The organism is Marinobacter sp., assembly GCF_014859525.1.
In the GTDB taxonomy this organism is placed as follows: domain Bacteria; phylum Pseudomonadota; class Gammaproteobacteria; order Pseudomonadales; family Oleiphilaceae; genus Marinobacter.
In genome coordinates this window covers 1-18,630 of the sequence record NZ_JACUUB010000054.1, presented here as the reverse complement: position 1 = coordinate 18,630, position 18,630 = coordinate 1, and the positions used below count along the sequence as shown (strand labels likewise).

The window sequence follows — 18,630 nt, the reverse complement described above, 5'->3', positions numbered from 1 at the left end:
TTGTGCATAAGAGCCGGGATGTCGGCAGGATCGTTCTGGCCATCGCCATCCATGGTTACAATCAATTGGCCAGATGCCCGACGGACACCTGTGGCCAGCGCGCCGCTCTGGCCGATACTCTGTTCATGACGGAGGGTAACAAGTCGCCCGCCCAGTCCATCTGCGGTACGCCGGGCAATAGCCAGTGTCCGGTCCTGGCTGCCGTCATCTACAAGGATGACTTCAAAACCAGGGTAATCCCGCATTACCGTGAATGTCTCTGTCAACAGGTTGGCGATGTTATCCTGCTCGTCTCTTGCTGGAATCACCAGTGACAGAGTTCGTTGCTGCGCCATAAAGCCGTTCTCCCCGGAGAAACTGATGGATCACCAAACCGGGTGATCCAAGATGGGAAGAAGTATCGGCCTGCAACCTTAAATAAACCTTAAGAGTGAGCCTGGTCAGTGGAATGTCGTGCCGGCAGCCAAACGCTCACACACAGGCCGGATTCACCATCCTCTCTGGCAGCGAGAACAAGGTGACCACCATGGAGTTCGGCAATGCGCCGGGCAATGGCCAGGCCAAGCCCGGCGCCATCACCCACGCGTTGATCCAGTCGGACAAACCGGCTCAGGGCTCGTTCTCTTTCTTCCGGTGGAATGCCCGGCCCCTGATCGCAGACAGAGATGGTATAACCTTCTCCCGCCGGCTTCAGGCAGATTGTGATGGTGGTCTGAGCCGGGCTGTATTGGATGGCATTTGCGAGCAGGGAGCGCATCAGGGTATTGATCAAGGCGTTGTGGCAGTTGATCAGAGCCTCCCCCACTTCATCATCGAGCACGGGCTCGATGTGCTTTTTCAGCGCCAGGGGCGCGATATCCGCAATGCTTTGTTCCATCAGCTCTGACAGGTTGTGGTATTCGGGTTTGAAGCCAGTGCCGGCGTCCACCTGACTTAGCAGCAACATCTGCTCAACCAGGTGCACCATCCGGTCCACGGCGCCAATCAGTTCGCTGAATTGCTCTGGGTTTTGCTCACAGGCCTTTTCCAGATTAAGTCTGAGCACCGTCAGCGGTGTGCGCAGCTCATGAGCTGCGTCGGCTGAAAACCGGCGTTCCCGCTCCAGAGCCTGGTTCAGACGTCTCAGCAAACCGTTGACCGCCTGCACCAGGCCGGCAACTTCTTTTGGCGCCTGCCGGTCGTCCAGCGGGTGAATCCGCTCCGGAGCCATGTTGCGAACGGGTTTTTCCAACCGGCGCAGGGGCCGGAAGCCGATCTGTATCGCGGCCACCGCGGTCACGACCAGAAGGGGCAAAGCCAGTAACAGCGGCAGCACGTTGCCCAGCGCCAGCTCCTGGCTCAGTTCCTGGCGGATGTCTTCCCGTTGGGCGGAGCGTATCCAGAACCCGGTGGTTATGTCCTGCAGGGTGAAGGTGCGCCACCGGTAGCCGGAAGACTCGGCCCAGGCGAAGCCCGGTGTCAGCCCGGTGCGATCGTCGGCGTTAAGGGTATCCAGCAGAGGTATCCCTTCGGGCGTCCAGACTTCAAACGCGAGCTTCTTCTCGTACTTGTGGCCCGCTCCCTCGGGCAGGATCTCATTCTGATCGGTCTCCAATTCTTCGTCGGTCAGGCCGAGTGCGGGCAGCGCCAGAGTTTCCGAGAGGGTATCAGCGAGTTGCTCCAGCGATTGGGTGTCGCTCAGGTGCCGGATCAGTCCCTGGACTATGCGGGTGCTCTGGGCCAGCTCGGCGTCGAACAGCTCTTCCAGCTCGTGGTTACTCTCAACATAACTCCAGCCGGCAGCGATCAGGGCAATCAGCAGAACGGTGGAGGTTACCAGCAGTGTCAGGGTGCGGGTCAGGGACATACGGGCTCCGCCGCGGCCTGGCTGTCGAGCAGATAGCCGACACCCCGTACGGTGCGGATCACCGTTTTACCAACCCGGCGGCGCAGGTGATGGATGTGAACTTCCAGCGCGTTGCTCTCTGCCCCCGGTTCCCAGCCGTACAGTTGTTCTTCCAGTCGTCGCCGGGTGGCAACGTGATCCGGATTGCGCATCAGATAATGCAGAATCTGGAATTCGCTGCGGGGCAGGATAACGGGCTCGCCGTTGATGGTGAGGTGACCGTTTTCCGGATTAAGGATCAGGTGCCCGACGGTTAACCCGGCGATCGTGCCTGCAGCCGAGCCACGGCGAGTCACTGCGCGAATTCTGGCTTTCAGCTCGGCCATGGCAAAGGGCTTGGTCAGGTAATCGTCGGCGCCGGCGTCCAGTCCCTGTAGTTTTTCGTTCAAGTCTGCCCGGGCCGTCAGGATGATGACCGGAGTCTGGTTTTCCTGCTGGCGGATGTTCCGGACTATCTCCAGGCCATCCAGTCGCGGCAGGGTCAGGTCGAGAATGGCCAGGTCAAAGTGTTCCTGCAACAGGGCGTTCAGGGCCTGTTGGCCGTCATCCAGCCAATCCACCGTGTTCTGGTCTTCCCGCAACATGCTGAGCATGGTGCGGGCCAGGGAATGGTCGTCTTCTACCAGCAGTATGCGCATTCGTTCGCCCCTTTGTGATGCCTGAAAACGAGTTTGCCACAGAAACCTTAAGCCGGGCTTAAGAAATCTCCGATGGCGTCTTAAGGGAAGGTTAAGGCTCGCAGCGTAATCTGGCAGCCATAACCAGAGGGCCTGCCTGGTCCTGACTGTTGGAGTACCCAGATGACCGATCCGTTGACCATTTCCGCCTGTTGTCCGCCGGATGCCCGGGATGTTGTGCCATTGCTGCGCTGCGCGGGCCGGTGGCTCAGTGAAATCGTTCCGAATACCGCCACCGCTGATACGGTTGCGGCCTTCATCCGGCGCCGTTTTCGCCAAGCCTATGGTGCAGAACCCAAACTACGCATTCCCTCCCTGCTGGCGCTGACCACGGCCCAAGGCAGCCTGATGGCGGCGGTGGGAGTGCGGAATGCCGGCGCTGACAAACTGTTTTTGGAGGATTACCTGTCGGTACCGGTGCAGGCGCTGATGCCAGAGCCCGGCACCGATCGCAGCCGGATTGCCGAAATTGCCCATCTGGCCGGGGTGGAAGCCGGTGTCAGCCGCTATCTGTTTGCGTCTCTTTCGGTATGGCTGGCCGACGCCGGGTACGACTGGGTGGTGTGTACCGGCACCGATCAGTTGCGCAACAGTTTCCATCGGCTGGGCATTGCCACCCAGGTGCTGGCGGATGCCGATCCTGCAAAGCTGCCCGATGGCGGTGCCGGTTGGGGCCGCTATTACGACCACCATCCGGTGGTGATGACCATTCGCGTAGCCGATGGTATGTCGGCGCTGCGTGAGGCGGGCTTGCTGAAGCTGGTGCAGCCGGTTGCCGCCGCCAGGGTTAAACGGCCGTTGGATCTGGGAGGTGCCTATGGCCGCCTTGCCTGATCTGTTGTACCAGCGTGTGCAGGAACATCCCGACCACATCGCTTTACGCGGGCCGGATGTCGAGCTCAGTTACCAGGATCTGTGGCGTGCAGCCGGAGCCGTGGCAGAACAGCTGCGGAATCTGGGTGTTAAACGCATCGGACTCTGTGGCGACAACACCCCGAGCTGGGTGGTCGCGGATCTCGCCTGTCTGATCGCCAATGTGGTGTGCGTACCGGTGCCGGTATTCTTCTCCAAAAGCCAGACCGAGCACTTGGTTCAGCGCGCCGGTCTGGATGCCTTGTTAGACAGCACCGAGGCCACACCGGCGGAAGCGATCGGCCACGGTGTCTGGCTGCGGCGTGTACCGGTCTCTGCCGGTGCCGCGTGGATGCCGGAACTCACTGCCAAGATTACCTTTACCTCCGGCAGCACCGGCACGCCCAGGGGCGTTTGCCTGTCGGCGCAGCAGATGGCTGCCACCGCCTGTGCATTACAACAGCGGCTGGCTGGCGTGGTGCTGCAGCAACACCTGTGCATCCTGCCCCTGGCGACCCTGCTGGAGAATGTCGCCGGTGTTTACCTGCCTTTGCTGATGGGAGCTACGGTCACCGTTATGCCTCTGCAAACTCTGGGCATGACTGGCAGCAGTGGTCTGGATATGGATCAGCTGGTGGCTGGTTTGAACCGGCATCAGCCCCACTCGGTGATTCTGGTGCCGGAACTGGCCATGGCGCTGGTCAACGCTGCGGAGCGGGGGGTGCTGGCGAGTAATTCGTTCCGCTTTCTGGCCGTTGGCGGTGGCCGGGTTTCACCGGATTTGCTGGCCCGTGGACGGGCGATTGGCCTGCCGCTGTACGAAGGTTATGGCTTGTCCGAGTGCGGCTCGGTGGTGGCACTGAATGTGCCCGGAGCAGAGCGTGAGGGCACCGTTGGCCGGCCCTTGGGGCATGTGCAGGTGCAGGTGACTGGTGATCACCGGATTCTGGTGCGGGGCAATACCCATCTAGGCTATCTGGGGGATGCGCCAGAAACGGATGACTGGCTGGACACCGGAGACCTCGGAGCAATCAGCGCGGACGGCGTGCTGACGATCAACGGCCGTGCCAAGAACCTGATCATTACCAGTTTTGGCCGCAACATCAGCCCGGAATGGCTGGAGAGTGAGCTGGTACAGGCCGTGGGCGCCACTCAGGCGGTGGTGTTCGGTGATGGCGAGCCGCAGCCCTGTGCCTTGCTGGTGGTCCAGGATGGCCGCGGCCCTGACAAGCTGCGGGCGGCCCTGACGGCGCTTAACGCCGATTTGCCCGACTACGCCCGCCTGCAGGCCGTGTACGTAAGCCAGCAACCTCTGACCCAGACCCAAGGCCATATCACCGCCAACGGCCGCCCTGTGCGGCTCCAGATCCAGGCTGACCTGCCCATGCTCATGGCAGAAGCCTTTCCCTTATTTATGAATCTTCCCGAGGCACAGAGCGCCTCGGCTAATCACGCGACGCCAGGAGGCGCCAACATGGCATTTTTTGATCGACTGCAATCCGAAACCGAACAGGCCCGGGCCCATGTTATTGGTGCTCCGGTGATTCAGGCCATCCAGGAGGGTCGCTTTGACCTTGCGGGCTACACCTGGTTCCTGACTCAAGCCTACCACCATGTGAAGCACACGGTACCACTGATGATGGCCTGCGGCGGGCGGCTGCCGGAGCGGCTGGAATTTGTGCGCAAGGCCTTGGTGGAATACATCGAGGAAGAATACGGCCACCACGAGTGGATTCTGAACGACCTGGCAGCCTGTGGTGAAGACAGGGAAGCCATCCGTCATGGCCGGGCGGATACCTCTATCGAGCTGATGGTGGCCTACCTGTATGACCGTATTCAGCGGGGTAACCCGGCCGCGTTCTTCGGCATGGTGCAGGTGCTGGAAGGCACCTCTATCGAGCTGGCCACGCCGCTGGGCGAAGCTATCCAGAAACGGCTGGGCCTGCCCAACCAGGCCTTCAGCTACCTGTATTCCCATGGCGCTCTGGATCAGGAACACTTCGAGTTTTTCCGCAACCTGATGGACAGCATTACCGACCCGGACGACCAGCAGGCCATCATCGAGTCAGCCCGCATGGTGTATCGCCTATACGGCGACATGCTGCACAGCATTCCGCTGCCGGTCAGCAACAAGGAGCAGCGCCATGAAGCTGCATGACCGAACCTTTTTGCTGCTCGGTGGCACCGGTGGCATCGGCCAGGCTTTGATCAGCCCCCTGCTGGACAGCGGTGCCCGGGTGATTGTGGCTACCCGGCACCCGGAGCGGCTGGAAAAGCGGCCCGGTGTCTCACCGGTGCACCTCGAGCTGGCCAGCCCGGAGCTGGACCACCAGTTGCAACAGCTAACCGAGACGTACCCGGACATTGATGGCGTGATCCACTGCGCCGGCCAGAACCGGTTTGCCGCACTGGATGCCATGGCGGTCAGCGATCTGGATGCCCAGCTTACCGTCAACCTGCGTTCCGCCATGCTGGTAGCCCGCCATTTTGTGCCCCGTTTCCGCAAAGCCGGTGTGGGCGCGCTGGTGTTTGTGGGTTCTACCTTCGGCAGCATTGGCTTTCCTGGCTACACCGCCTACTGCGCGAGCAAATTCGGCTTGCGGGGTTTTACCGAAGCCCTGCGCAGGGAGCTGGCGGATACCCCGTTACAGGTGGTGTATGTGGCGCCAAGAGCCACCGCCACGGCCATGAACCCGGAGCCGGTAAACCAACTGAACCGGGCGTTGGGTAATGCCATGGATGCCCCGGAAACGGTGGCTGCCCAGATTCTCCGGGCCATGGAGAAAGACCAGCGCCGGCGTTTCCTGGGCTGGCCGGAAAAACTGTTTGTGGTGATCAACGGCATCCTGCCCAAGATCGTGGATAAAGCCATGTTGAAGCAACTGCCGGTGATCCGGCGCTTTCTCGACACAGGAGCAGTCTGATGAAGTGGGTGGTTTTGATGTTGGCAGGCATATTGGCCATGCCTCTGTGGGCCCAGGATGTGCAGTCCGACCTGGCGCAGATCCAGCAACGCTGGGCGGAAATTCAGTACCAACTACCCGAGGCTGAGAAAGAAAAGGCGTTCGAGGTGCTGGCCAGCGAGGCCGAAGCGTTTGTCGGGCGTTACCCGGACAAGGCTGAGCCCTTGATCTGGCGGGGTATTGTGCTCAGCACCTACGCTGGCGCCAAGGGCGGCCTTGGGGCACTTCGGCTGGTCAAAGAGGCCAGGGCGTCGCTCGAAGCGGCACTGGAGATCGACCCGGAGGCGCTGGAGGGCTCGGCATACACCTCGCTGGGTAGCCTGTACTATCAGGTGCCTGGGTGGCCATTGGGGTTTGGCGACGATGATAAGGCCCGGCGCTATCTGCAGAAATCCCTGGCGATCAACCCGGAGGGTATTGATGCTAACTATTTCTTCGGTGATTTCCTGTTGGATCAGGGGCAGCCGCAGCGGGCCAGAGTCTATCTGGAAAAGGTGCTGTCGGCGCCGGCCAGGCCGGGTCGTGAGGTCGCTGATGCGGGCCGGCGGGCTGAGGCAAAAGTCCGGTTGAGCAAGCTCTGAAAGGGCTTGCAATGTCTCCAGGGCCGGATTGCACGGATGCGATCATTGGCCCCTGAGATAACCGGCTCGCTAACGTAGGCAGAACGGCCGAGATTGCTTTCTGGTCGATGCATCCGGATTATCACGCATATAAGAAAACGGTATTTCACCTCATATAGCTTTTTAATATATTCTTATGTCAAACGTAAGAGTCGGTAGTTCTCCGAGGTGAATAACCATGATACAGCCCGTCGTTCAGCATTTCTTTGATGAACCCACCAACACCTTCAGTTATGTGGTGCGTGATCCAGACAGCCAGGCCTGTGCCATTCTGGATTCGGTGCTGGATTTTGATTACGCTGCCGGCCGCACCGATGTGCGTTCGGCAGACGACATCATCCAGTACGTTCGTGACAACCAACTGACCGTTGAGTGGATTCTGGAAACCCACGTGCACGCAGACCACCTGTCCGCTGCGCCCTATCTGCACGAAAAACTGGGGGGCAAGACCGGCATCGGCGCGAAAATCGTCGATGTTCAGGAAATCTTTGGCAAAGCGTTCAACGCCGGCACCGAGTTTGCACGCGATGGCAGTCAATTCGACCGGCTGTTTGCGGAAGGCGATACCTTTGCCATCGGCAGCCTTGAAGGTCGGGTGTTGCACACTCCGGGCCACACGCCCGCGTGCCTGACCTACCTCATCGGCGATGCCGCGTTCGTCGGCGACACCCTGTTCATGCCCGATTACGGCACCGCCCGCTGCGATTTCCCCGGTGGCGATGCTCGGGTGCTGTACCGTTCAATCCAGAAAGTGCTGGCGCTGCCCGCCGATACCCGCATTTTCCTGTGCCATGACTACAAGGCACCGGGCCGGGATGACTACCACCACATGACCACGGTGGCAGCGCAGCGCGAGGCCAATGTGCATGTGCACGAAGGCATCTCTGAAGAGCAATTTGTCACAATGCGCAGCGAGCGGGATGCCACCCTGGATATGCCCCGGCTGATTCTGCCCTCGGTTCAGGTCAATATGCGTGCCGGCCACATGCCGCCGGCAGAAGATAACGGACAGGTTTACCTGAAAGTTCCGCTTAACCGGTTCTGATCATTCCATGAATCTGAAACGTTATCTGCCTATTCTGCAGTGGGCGCCTCAATACCATCGCGGTCAGGTCACCAGTGATCTGATTGCCGCGGTCATTGTTACCGTGATGCTGATCCCGCAATCGCTGGCCTATGCCCTGCTGGCGGGCCTGCCGGCACAGGTGGGGCTCTACGCCAGTATCCTGCCACTGGTGGTCTATGCCGTGTTTGGCACCAGCCGCACGCTGTCTGTGGGCCCGGTTGCGGTGGTCTCTCTGATGACGGCGGCGGCGCTGGCTCCGCTGGCTGAGGTGGGCTCCGCCGAATACATTGCCGGCGCCATTCTGATCGCGGTGATGTCGGGCCTGATGCTGACCGTCATGGGCGTGCTGAAACTCGGTTTCATGGCCAATTTTCTCAGCCATCCGGTGATTTCAGGCTTTATCACCGCTTCGGGGATTGTTATTGCGGCCAGCCAGCTCAAGCACCTGTTCGGCGTTCAGTCGTCCGGTCACAACCTGCTGGATATCGGCGCATCGTTGCTCACGTCCTTGCCCGACACCAATGTGCCGACCCTGTTCGTGGGGATGGGCGCGCTGGTGTTCCTGCTGTGGGCCCGGCGTTTTCTCAAACCCCTGCTGACGCGTCTGGGGCTGGCGCCGCGCAGTGCCGATATTGTCACCAAAACCGCGCCCATCCTGGCGGTGCTGGTGACTACCCTGGTGGCCTGGCTGCTGCGACTGGATGAGCAGGGTGTGCGCCTGGTGGGCGCGGTGCCGTCAGGCTTGCCTGTCTTTACCATGCCCAGTCTGGACCCCGGCCTGTGGTCGCAACTGGCGGTCAGTGCGTTGTTGATCAGCGTGGTCGGTTTTGTGGAATCGGTCTCGGTTGGGCAAACTCTGGCGGCCAAACGGCGTCAGCGTATTGATCCGGATCAGGAGTTGATTGGTCTGGGTACCGCCAACCTGAGCTCCGGTTTCTCTGGTGGCATGCCGGTCACGGGCGGCTTTTCCCGCTCGGTGGTGAACTTTGATGCCGGTGCCGAAACCCCGGCGGCCGGGGCCTACACGGCGGTGGGAATTGCCCTGGCGACTCTGTTCCTGACCCCGGCCATTGCCTGGCTGCCTCAGGCGACGCTGGCCGCCACCATCATCGTGGCGGTTGCGACTTTGATTGATTTCCCGGCCCTGGGCCGGACCTTCCGCTATTCCCGCACCGATTTTGGCGCCATGTTGGCGACCATCGTGTTGACTCTGATTCACAGTGTCGAAGCGGGCATTATCGCCGGCGTGCTGTTGTCCATCGGTCTGTTCCTGTATCGCACCAGCCGTCCTCACAGTGCGGTGGTGGGCCGGGTGCCGGGCACCGAGCATTTCCGCAACGTGCTCCGGCATGACGTTGAGCTGTGTCCGAAAGTCACGTTTCTGCGGGTTGATGAGAGCCTGTATTTTGCCAATGCCCGCTTTCTGGAAGAGCGAGTGATGGATCTGATCACCCGGGCGCCGGAACTGACCGATCTGGTGCTGGTATGCCCGGCGGTCAACCTGGTGGACGCCTCGGCGCTGGAAAGTCTGGAAACCATCAATGAGCGCCTTCAGGACGCCGGCGTAAGGCTGCATCTGTCGGAAGTGAAGGGTCCGGTCATGGATCGGCTGCAAGGTACCGACTTGCTGCAACATCTCGGCGGCAAGGTGTACCTGAGTACCTTCGAGGCCTGGTGCTCGTTGATCGGAAAAACCTTGCCGGAGTGATCCGGGTAATGTGATCCCTTTAACCGGAACACGAGTATGTGTAAAAACTACGCATTAGGCTGCGCAATCGTCAACCGGTGACTCTGATGGGAATGACCGAAAACCTGCTCTCGACCGGCCAATGGCTGTTAACCGCCATGGTCTTCGCGTTGGTCTTGCTGGCGGCGGTGCGCTCTGTGGACTGGCGCGCCTTCCGCAAGGATCAGTCGCTGCAGCATTCGGTGTTCGGAGCCGCGGTCGTGCTCGGCTTTGCCTGGCAGCTCCGGGCGGGCATTTCCCCGGGGCTTGCTATCCATATCTTTGGCATCACCGTGATCACGTTGATGCTGGGCTGGGCGCTGGCGGTGCTCAGTGGCCTGCTGGCGCTGGTCATTACCGTGATCACTGGCCGGGAGCCGCTCATCATGTTTGCCGCCAATGGCCTGATCACGGTCATGGTGCCGGCCCTGGTCACGCACGCCATCATGCTGTGGGAGCGCAAGCGCGACTTTCGGAGCTTCTTCGCCTACATCTTTTTTTGCGGTTTTTTCGGTGCTGGCCTTGCGGTCGCGGCGGCCGGCCTGGTGATGTGTCTGCTGCTGTGGACTAATGGCATCTACAGCATGGACGAGCTGGTCCACGACTACCTGAGTTACCTGCCGCTGTTCATGATCCCGGAAGGCTTCGTCAACGGTGCCTTTGTCACCGGCCTGATGGTGTTCCACCCGGACCGGCTCAGCACCCTCGACCAGCGGCGCTACCGATAGGCGGGCCTTAGCCGGGCAACGCCGTAACCCTGGATTAGATTGCAGCCCGTACTTGTCAGTGCAGTGCAGTAGCGTGGGCGCTGGTTTCCACGCCTTCGGCCAGCAACGGTTCATCTGATGGATGGCCTCTTTCAGTAAACATTGCCCTAGCGGAATTTCCAGATAGCTGTTTTTGACGGCGGGCAGGAATGCTGCAGGCAATGGTTGGGCGTAAGTTCCTACTCGCGCCAGCGCGAATGTTTGTGCAGTTTACGCTGCAGCGTGCGCCGGTGCATGTTCAGGGCACGGGCGGTGGCAGAGATATTGCCGCCGTGTTCGTTGAGCACCCGCTGAATGTGTTCCCACTCCATTTCCTCGACCGACGGCGGCTCTGGCCTCAGCGCGGGTGGGGTGTCCAGCGGCTCGAAACCGTTGACCAGTTGATGGACGGTCACCGGCTTGCACAGGTAGTTCACGGCACCCCGGCGCATCGCTTCGACCACCGTGGCAATGCTGCCGTATCCGGTCAGCACCAGTACATCGAGCTCCGGTTGGCGGGCCAGCAGCTCCGGCAGCAGTTGCAGGCCGCTTTCACCGGCCAGGTTGAGATCGAGGATGCACCGGTCAAAGTCATGCTGGTTGAGGGTCTCAAGGGCACTGGCGTGGTCATGGGCACTGACTGCGTTAATGCCCTGGCGCGCGAGTGATCGCACCAGCACCTGCAGAAAAGCCTGATCATCATCAATCAGTAGCCAGTGTTCCTGTGCGGTCATGCCGACGAGCCCTTTGGGCGATGGTTCTGGATAACCGGCAGCTCAATCACCATGGTGGTGCCGGTGTCGCTGGTGCTGGCCTTGAGGTTGCCCCCCAGGCGCTGAATGGTGGCATTGGACAGGAACAGGCCAACCCCCAGGCCGTTACGGGAGTCTACAATCTCCTCACCGGGGGCGCCCTGCAGTGCCAGTTCCAGCCCGTCGCCGTGATCCTCGATCACGATGTCGACCCGGCCGGACTGGTTCAGCCGGCTGCTAACGGCGACCCAGCCCGGGCTGGCGGTCAGGGCGTTGGCCAGCAGGTTCAGTACCGCCTGGTCGAGGGTGGCATCGACCGCAATGGTCACTTCCGGATGGCTGGTTGACCACTGAATTGGCCCGGACGGCCACAGCAAGGTGGCGGATTCCCGCAGGCGCGCCAGCCAGTCCTGCACGGGCAGTTCTTCAAGTGCGGCGGTGCGGGCTTCGACGGCGGCTTTGGTCAGCTGCTGCAGATGCTGGCTGCACAGATTCAGCTGCTGGCCCATCAGGGTCAGGTCGTCGTCCAGCGCCTGACGGGTGTTGGTGCCGTGGCGGGCGCGGATCTCGTCCAGCAGCAGGGTCAGGGTATTGAGCGGGGTGCCCAGGCGGTGGGCGACCGCCGCGGCCGACAAGCCCAGAGCAATGATCTGCTCATCCCGCAGCCGGTTCTCCCGGAACTCGGACAGCTGGCTTTGCTGCAGACGGAGCCGGCGCGCCAGGGTGCCGACCACCAGCAGCAGGATGGCGGCGGTCAGGGCAAAGGTGACCCACATGCCAACCAGATGCAGTTGCGCCAGGTCGGCGTTGTGGTGATCGTGCATCACCGGCCTGTGCCAGAGCACCAGCATGGTGTAGGCCGCGATGCCGGCCAGGGTCAGGGCGATGCTTTGTCGGCTCGGCACCAGAATGATGGCTACCGCGATCGGCAACAGCAGTAAAGAGACCAGCGGGTTGGTGTAACCGCCGGTAAAAAATAACCACAGGCCGATCAACGACAGATCCGCCGCCAGCGACAGGCTGACCGGTAGTGAGGTTTGCGGTGGCTTGCGGCTGAACCAGAGCCAGCCCAGGGCCGACAGCACGGCGTACAGCAGGCACAGAATCAGCGCCTCGGCCCGATGCACCAGAGTGACGGCGGTTTCAGCGACGGCGACGGCGATCAGTTGGGTGGTGACGATGGCCAGCCGCATGCCCAGCAAGTAGCGGGCTGCCTGGCGAAAACCGGTCTGAGAGTGTGTGAGCCATTCCATAGCCGGCATTCTAGCAGTATGGCCGGTGATCTGGTGCTACAAACCTGCGCGTAACTGCCGGAGATCAATCGGTGAAGTAACACACCAGTTGCTGACGCACCACATCGCCGGTCAGTTGCAGGAGTCGTTGCTTCAAATGGTGAACCCGGACCGCGGGATGCGCGGGAATCTCTGCGCGGTCAGATTCACCTGGCAGGCGGTTCGGAAAATAGTCGCAGTGGTCGTTCTCTGGAAACAGGGCGGCGTAGGCGGTACCGGTTTCCACCAGATCCTGGAAGAAGTGGGAGCCGTAGGACAGATCCGGAACCATCTCACCGGCCTTTTCCGATACTTCCACCAGGGCCGCGACCCCGGCAATGTCGGAAAACCGCACCGGCACACCCAGATCGGGGCTGCTGGTGCCCCAGCGGCCCGGCCCGATCAGCAGCGTGGGTTCGTCGCTTGAGCGTACCTCGTCACCGATCCGTCGGGCAACGTCGTAGCGTTCGCTGGTGCTGAGGCCGGCGTAGACCGAGGCATCCACCCGAATGATCCGCTCGATGGCAAGGTTGATGTTGCCGCCCATAAAGTGGCCCCGGGTGCGGAACAGCAGACGGCTCTCCGGCAGTGGGTCGGGAATCGCCACCGGCCCGGTTTCGCCAATGGTAGCCAGCGGCCGGCACTGCACCAGGTTGAAGGACGGCTCGCCCCGGTCATTCAGGTGCAGGGTGAACTCCACATCCACCGGATGCCGGTAACCAGCCTCGAGGGTTTTCAGCAGCTGCGACAGTCGCTTGATGAACGGGCTATGCTGCACCAGTGGCCGAAAGGTCAGCCGCCAGACCGGACCCTGCAGGCCAATCTGCTCGGCCCGGGTGCTGGCGGCGCGATCGACTTCCGCCAGGCGCGCCATCGGCAGATCTTTGGTGGTTTCCAGCAGCTGGCTCAGGGGGCGGGTGTCGAGGATGCCGTCCTGAAGATCCAGCAGGTCGACCAGGTGTTGGGAGAAACGATAGTTTTCGTCCTGATTGCGGAACGGTTGCCGCATCGGATGATCCAGTGCCATCACGCAGGCGTGATCACCCTCAATCCGGTCCACGGCGCGGGTGCCGAGCCCCATCACCAAGCGCACCATGCCCGCTTCCGGTGCCATATTGCTGTCCCAGGCAAAGGTGTTGCGGGACACCCCAACGCCGGCGGCATCGGGCAGATAATAACGGCCGTGAAAGCGGCCGTTGACCCGCTGGATCAGCAGTGCCATGGGCTCTTCCCGCTGGTCCAGCCCGCGTTGCTTTCGGTAAAACAGAGCGTCTTCGCTCATCGACGAGGCATAGACCCGGCGAACGGCGTTTTCCAGGGCGCAAAGCCGCTGCTCCGGGGAGCCTTGGTTCACCAGAAAAACACTTTCATACTTGCCCGCAAAGGCATTACCGAAGCCGTCTTCCTGTAAGCTCGACGAGCGCACCAGAATGGGGTACTGACCATAATGATCCAGCAGCCGTTCCAGCTCGGTACGGATCTCATCCGGGAAGCCGCCGGCCAATATGCCATCCCTCAGTGCAGGGGCTTCAGCCAGATAACCAGATTCGGAGCGTTGTCGCATGATGGCAGGCCAGAGCCCGTTATGAACCAAAAAGGCATAGTAGGCATCGGTGCCCAGATAACTGGAATCGTGAGGTTCCAATAGCTGTTGCCACCGTTCTGGGGTTTCTTTCAGCAAAATGTTGCGGGCGATCAGCATGCCGGTGGCTTTACCGCCAATGTAACCGCTGCCCACCAGTCGGCTGCGAATGCTCAGCAAATCCTCCAGTGACAGGTAACGGCGTGCCAACTCCAGCATCTGGGGGTCCCGGCTGATCAATACCTGAAGTACCTGCTCCTGCAGATTTTTGATGCAGTTGTCATCCTGTTCCGACAGCGCCCGACTGGCGTCCTGGAACAACCGGTCCCAGTAGTCCAGCAGGGGCTGGCGGGGTGGATTCTCCAGCTCCAGGCTGGCCTGCAGGCGGGTGGCGTCGCTGCTGTCGGTGATCGGCTGAAACTGCCCGTCCTGCTCCCGGTGAGGCAGGAACATGGTCGGTGACTGCCGGCGCCAGGCCTTGATTGGCTGAATCTGCACCTGATCGCCATGGCGCTGAGCATCGATCATCACCTGGGTGGTCTGGCGGATACGGTCCAGGGTGATCCGCGAATGGCGCTCCGGATGCAGGGCAAACCAGGCGACGGTGTCCAGTTCAAACAGAAACGGGCACACCACCCGGAAAAAATTGCCGACCATGGCGTCGGTGGCCCAGGCGTTGAGCAATTCGCTCAGGCTGTCGCACACGTAAAAGGCACCGCGACCGTGTTGCTCAATCAAATGCCAGACACGGCTGGTGAAACTCTCGAAACCGCCAAGGGCGTCTATTTCGATGGTTCGAACCGCTGGGTGCTGCTGAATGATCGGAGGGTGTTGGCCAAAACGGAGATAAATGATCTGACGGCCAGCGTCAGAGGCCGCATCAACAAAAGGAAGGACGAATCGGCGATAGTCGGCCAGGTCAGAAACCCGCCAGACCACATTGTCGCCGATTCGAAGGCCATCCAGAACCTCGTCCAGTCCGCTCAGCCCGGTGGATACCCGGTCGGCAGACTGGACAGGTTCCTCGATGGTCATGGCCGGATCAGATAACGCCCATGGCGTTCATGGCACGGGCCACCCGCAGGAAGCCAGTGATGTTGGCGCCCACTACGTAGTTGCCTTCGGAGCCGAACTCGGCGGCGGTTTCGTAACAGTTCTTGTGGATATCGATCATGATTTCCTCAAGGCGTCGCTGGGTGTGATCGAAGGTCCAGGAGTCACGGCGGGCGTTCTGTTGCATCTCCAGGGCCGAGGTGGCAACGCCGCCGGCGTTGGCCGCCTTGCCCGGGCCATAGGCAATTTTGGCATCCTGGAACACGATGATGCCCTCGGGTGTGGTCGGCATGTTGGCGCCTTCGGCGACCGCGATACAGCCGTTTTCAACCAGAATCTTGGCGTCTTTGCCGTTCAGCTCGTTCTGGGTAGCGCAGGGCAGTGCGATGTCGCACGGCACGCTCCAGATGTTGCCGTCTTCCACGTACTTGGCGTCTTTATGGTACTCAGTGTAGGCACTGATGCGGCGTCGCTCCACTTCCTTGATGCGCTTGAGCGTCTGCAGGTCAATGCCCGCCTCGTGCACGACCATGCCCTGGGAATCTGAACAGGCGATCACCTTGGCGCCCAGTTCGTGGGCTTTGTCGATGGCGTAGATGGCGACGTTGCCGGAGCCGGAAACCACCACGGTTTTGCCTTCCAGAGAGTCGCCCCGAGCTTTCAGCATTTCCTGAGTGAAGAACACGGTGCCGTAGCCGGTGGCTTCGGTACGGGCGCGGCTGCCGCCCCAGTCGAGGCCCTTGCCGGTGAACACGCCGGACTCGTAACGGTTGGTGATGCGCTTGTACTGGCCGAACATGTAGCCGATTTCACGGCCGCCGACGCCAATGTCACCGGCCGGCACGTCGGTGTACTCGCCCAGGTGGCGATACAGTTCGGTCATCATGCTCTGGCAGAAACGCATGATCTCGTCGTCAGACTTGCCCTTCGGGTCGAAGTCGCTACCGCCTTTACCGCCGCCGATGGGCAGGCCGGTCAGGGCATTCTTGAAAATCTGCTCGAAGCCCAGGAACTTGATAATGCCCAGGTAAACCGACGGGTGGAAACGCAGGCCGCCTTTATAGGGACCCAGTGCGCTGTTGAACTCCACCCGGAAGGCGCGGTTGATCTGGATTTCGCCACTGTCGTCCTGCCAGGGCACCCGGAAAATGATCTGGCGCTCAGGCTCACAGATGCGCTGAATGATTTTCTTGTCAGCGAATTCCGGGTATTTCACCAGAACGGGGCCAAGAGTTTCGAGAACTTCGTGAACAGCCTGGTGGAACTCGCTCTCGCCCGGATTGCGGTGCAGAACGTCCTGGTAGATCGGTTCCAGCTTTTCGTCGAGTTTTACGGTCATGGTGGTCAGCCCTCGGAATACGCGTATTGAATGCCGCATAAATATGCGGTTGCCCAAAAAAAGGGCAGTGATTGCACCACAACCGAGCGCCATTTGGCAAGTAAGACGCTTGTAATAGGTTCGATATGTCCCTTGAGGAATACCTCGGATGGGGTGCGGCATTGTGTCTCAGGCCAACATTAAAAGCGCGTCATACAATCCTCGCTATTGTTGATTTATCTGGCTAACCCGAACCTCACAAGGACCCTCCCGCATGAAAAAAGCACCTCTGGTGCGCGGTATCAGCCTGGTATTGGCTGGTTGCGCCATGACATCCATTGCCCACGCTCAAGCACAAGAGGCTGTGCTTATTCGTGTGACGGAGGGCCAGTCGGCCGAAGCCGCGCGGCTATCGGCGGCGGCCGTTCAGTCTGAACCGGTGGAGCGGTTGGCTGACAGTGCCTCGGTGTCGGTGTCGCGCATGGGCGGGCGCGGGCTGGACCCGGTCATCCGTGGCCAGAATGAAGAGCGGGTGGATGTTTTGTTGGACGGCATGCGCGTGGAAGGTGCCTGCCCCAGCCGTATGGACCCGCCCACCAGTCGCTTGAGTACCTCGCTGGCGCCGGTGTTGGAGCTGCGCACTGGTAATCGAACCCTGCGCTGGGGGCCGATTGCTGGCGGCCAGATCGTGGCGACCACGGCAGCACCGGCCTTTGCCGACGATAACCGGAGCACCGGTCACCTGACTCTGGGCGGCTCCGATAATGCCGACGCCCGGCTGATCAATGGCAGTGTCGCCGTTGGCAGTAAAGAAAGCTTTCTCCGCATGGCCGCAGGCTATGACGAAGCGGACGATTATGAGGATGGCGATGGCAACGAGGTGCGCAGCGCCTATGAAAATGCCGAAGCCCGGGTGGATGCGGCCTGGACGGCCGCCAACGGCTTTTTTATCAAAGGCCTGGTCAGCCGGCAGGAAGAGCGGGACGTGAAATTCCCGGGCCGGGGCATGGATGCCCCGAAAACCGATACCGACATGTACCGCCTGGAAGTGGGTGCTCCAGTGGCACAGGGTGCCTGGAACCTGATGGCCTGGCAGGCGGACGTTGACCATGTCATGGATAACTTCAGCCTGCGTGAATCGCCAATGCCCATGCAGACCAACTCAGAAACCCGCACTCAGGGTGCCCGCCTGACGCTCGACCAGACCATCAACTACACCAAAGACATCGCAGTGGGTGTGGATGTGGAGAGCAATGAGTGGGACGCCACGATGCTTAATGGCATGAACCTGACCAACGTAGGCTCACTGATGTGGCCGGGGGTCGAGCGGGACCGGGTGGGTATTTTTGTCGAGGCGTTCCACCAGATCCGGGTCAACACCCGCCTTGGCGCCGGGCTCCGCTACGACCGGGTGGAAATGGACGCGACCCGCGCCAATCAAAGCTTCACGCCTATGCCCGGGGGCATGGTGTTGTCACCGGCCGGGTTGTATGCCAGTGAGTATGGCACTGCCGATACCCGCGCCAACGACGATAACCTGAGCGGTTTTGTAACCGGCGAGTGGCGCTTTTCTCCGGCTCGGGTACTGGAGGTGACCGCGAGTCACAGTGTTCGCTCACCGAGCGTGAATGAGCGCTATGTGGCCCAGAAAACCATGAGGGGGTCGTGGATCGGCAACCCGGACCTGGACACCGAGAAGCACCACAAGCTGGAAGTCAGTCTGTCTGGCCGTGCCGGCCACTGGCACTGGCGCCCGACTCTGTGGATTGATCAGGTCGATGATTACGTCTATCGGTTCGATACCAGGCGGACCGGGATGGTGAACGGCATGCCGGCGGAAGTGACCGACACCCGCTACGCCAACATCGATGCCCGCCTGTTGGGCGTTGAGGCCGCTCTGGGCTGGAGCAACGGGAGCTGGAGCACCAACAGCAACCTGGCGTCAGTGCGGGGCGAAAACCGGGATACCGGCAGCGCTTTGCCGCGTATTCCGCCGATCCAGTTTATCCAGACCCTGGGCTGGCATCAGCAGGGCCATACCCTGCAAGCCGAGTGGCAGCTGGCTCGTCGGCAGGACCGGATCGATCTGGAGTCGGGCCTGGACCCGAGTACCTCGCCG

At 61.0% G+C, this 18,630-nt stretch carries 15 protein-coding genes; 8 read left to right on the top strand and 7 right to left on the bottom strand.

Features of this window, described 5'->3' with window-relative positions; all coding sequences use genetic code 11:
* The 3 genes from IBX51_RS11145 to IBX51_RS11135 form a co-directional block, all read right to left on the bottom strand.
* The coding region (locus IBX51_RS11145) for a glycosyltransferase family 2 protein (RefSeq protein ID WP_291831312.1) at window positions 1-335 on the bottom strand (335 nt) is incomplete at its 3' end.
* A gap of 89 nt (window positions 336-424) precedes the next feature.
* Window positions 425-1,846: an ATP-binding protein gene (locus tag IBX51_RS11140; protein WP_291831311.1), complete on the bottom strand. Its 1,422-nt coding sequence runs from the start codon at window positions 1,844-1,846 to the stop codon at window positions 425-427.
* Window positions 1,837-2,523: a response regulator transcription factor gene (locus tag IBX51_RS11135; RefSeq protein WP_291831310.1), complete on the bottom strand. Its 687-nt coding sequence runs from the start codon at window positions 2,521-2,523 to the stop codon at window positions 1,837-1,839. The genes IBX51_RS11140 and IBX51_RS11135 overlap by 10 nt, the downstream gene beginning before the upstream one ends.
* Before the next feature lie 162 nt (window positions 2,524-2,685).
* Between IBX51_RS11135 and IBX51_RS11130 the strand changes: the two genes are divergently transcribed.
* The 7 genes from IBX51_RS11130 (at window position 2,686) to IBX51_RS11100 (ending at window position 10,517) form a co-directional block, all read left to right on the top strand.
* Window positions 2,686-3,396 carry a thermostable hemolysin gene (locus IBX51_RS11130; RefSeq protein WP_291831309.1) on the top strand — a complete coding sequence of 237 codons (711 nt, stop codon included), beginning with the start codon at window positions 2,686-2,688 and terminating at the stop codon, window positions 3,394-3,396.
* Entirely contained in the window at window positions 3,380-5,572 is a 2,193-nt protein-coding gene (locus IBX51_RS11125) for an AMP-binding protein (RefSeq protein ID WP_291831308.1), read from the top strand. The genes IBX51_RS11130 and IBX51_RS11125 overlap by 17 nt, the downstream gene beginning before the upstream one ends.
* Window positions 5,559-6,338 carry an SDR family oxidoreductase gene (locus IBX51_RS11120; protein WP_291831307.1) on the top strand — a complete coding sequence of 260 codons (780 nt, stop codon included), beginning with the start codon at window positions 5,559-5,561 and terminating at the stop codon, window positions 6,336-6,338. Before IBX51_RS11125 ends, IBX51_RS11120 begins: the two co-directional genes overlap by 14 nt.
* The gene (locus IBX51_RS11115) at window positions 6,338-6,958 is read left to right on the top strand and encodes a tetratricopeptide repeat protein (RefSeq protein ID WP_291831306.1); all 621 of its coding nucleotides are present in this window, start codon (window positions 6,338-6,340) and stop codon (window positions 6,956-6,958) included. The genes IBX51_RS11120 and IBX51_RS11115 overlap by 1 nt, the downstream gene beginning before the upstream one ends.
* 217 nt (window positions 6,959-7,175) lie before the next feature.
* Window positions 7,176-8,042, top strand: a complete 867-nt coding sequence (locus IBX51_RS11110; RefSeq protein WP_291831305.1) for an MBL fold metallo-hydrolase — start codon at window positions 7,176-7,178, stop codon at window positions 8,040-8,042.
* A 7-nt stretch (window positions 8,043-8,049) separates the two neighbouring features.
* Window positions 8,050-9,771: a SulP family inorganic anion transporter gene (locus IBX51_RS11105; RefSeq protein WP_291831304.1), complete on the top strand. Its 1,722-nt coding sequence runs from the start codon at window positions 8,050-8,052 to the stop codon at window positions 9,769-9,771.
* A gap of 86 nt (window positions 9,772-9,857) precedes the next feature.
* Complete coding sequence (locus tag IBX51_RS11100; RefSeq protein ID WP_291831303.1) at window positions 9,858-10,517, top strand: energy-coupling factor ABC transporter permease; 660 nt, start codon at window positions 9,858-9,860, stop codon at window positions 10,515-10,517.
* Window positions 10,518-10,735: 218 nt separating this feature from the next.
* On the opposite strand, the gene IBX51_RS11095 is transcribed toward IBX51_RS11100, so the two are convergent.
* The 4 genes from IBX51_RS11095 to gdhA all read right to left on the bottom strand — a co-directional run bounded on the left by IBX51_RS11095 (window position 10,736) and on the right by gdhA (window position 16,532).
* A complete protein-coding gene (locus IBX51_RS11095; protein WP_291831302.1) occupies window positions 10,736-11,269 on the bottom strand; it encodes a response regulator in 534 nt (177 codons plus the stop codon).
* On the bottom strand, window positions 11,266-12,540 hold the full coding sequence (locus IBX51_RS11090) for an ATP-binding protein (protein WP_291831301.1): 1,275 nt from the start codon (window positions 12,538-12,540) through the stop codon (window positions 11,266-11,268). The genes IBX51_RS11095 and IBX51_RS11090 overlap by 4 nt, the downstream gene beginning before the upstream one ends.
* Before the next feature lie 64 nt (window positions 12,541-12,604).
* A complete protein-coding gene (locus IBX51_RS11085; protein WP_291831299.1) occupies window positions 12,605-15,175 on the bottom strand; it encodes a PEP/pyruvate-binding domain-containing protein in 2,571 nt (856 codons plus the stop codon).
* A gap of 7 nt (window positions 15,176-15,182) precedes the next feature.
* On the bottom strand, window positions 15,183-16,532 hold the full coding sequence (gene gdhA / locus IBX51_RS11080) for an NADP-specific glutamate dehydrogenase (RefSeq protein WP_291831298.1): 1,350 nt from the start codon (window positions 16,530-16,532) through the stop codon (window positions 15,183-15,185).
* A gap of 253 nt (window positions 16,533-16,785) precedes the next feature.
* On the opposite strand from gdhA, the gene IBX51_RS11075 reads away from it, so the two are divergent.
* A partial coding sequence (locus IBX51_RS11075) for a TonB-dependent receptor (protein WP_291831296.1) occupies window positions 16,786-18,630 on the top strand: 1,845 nt, incomplete at its 3' end.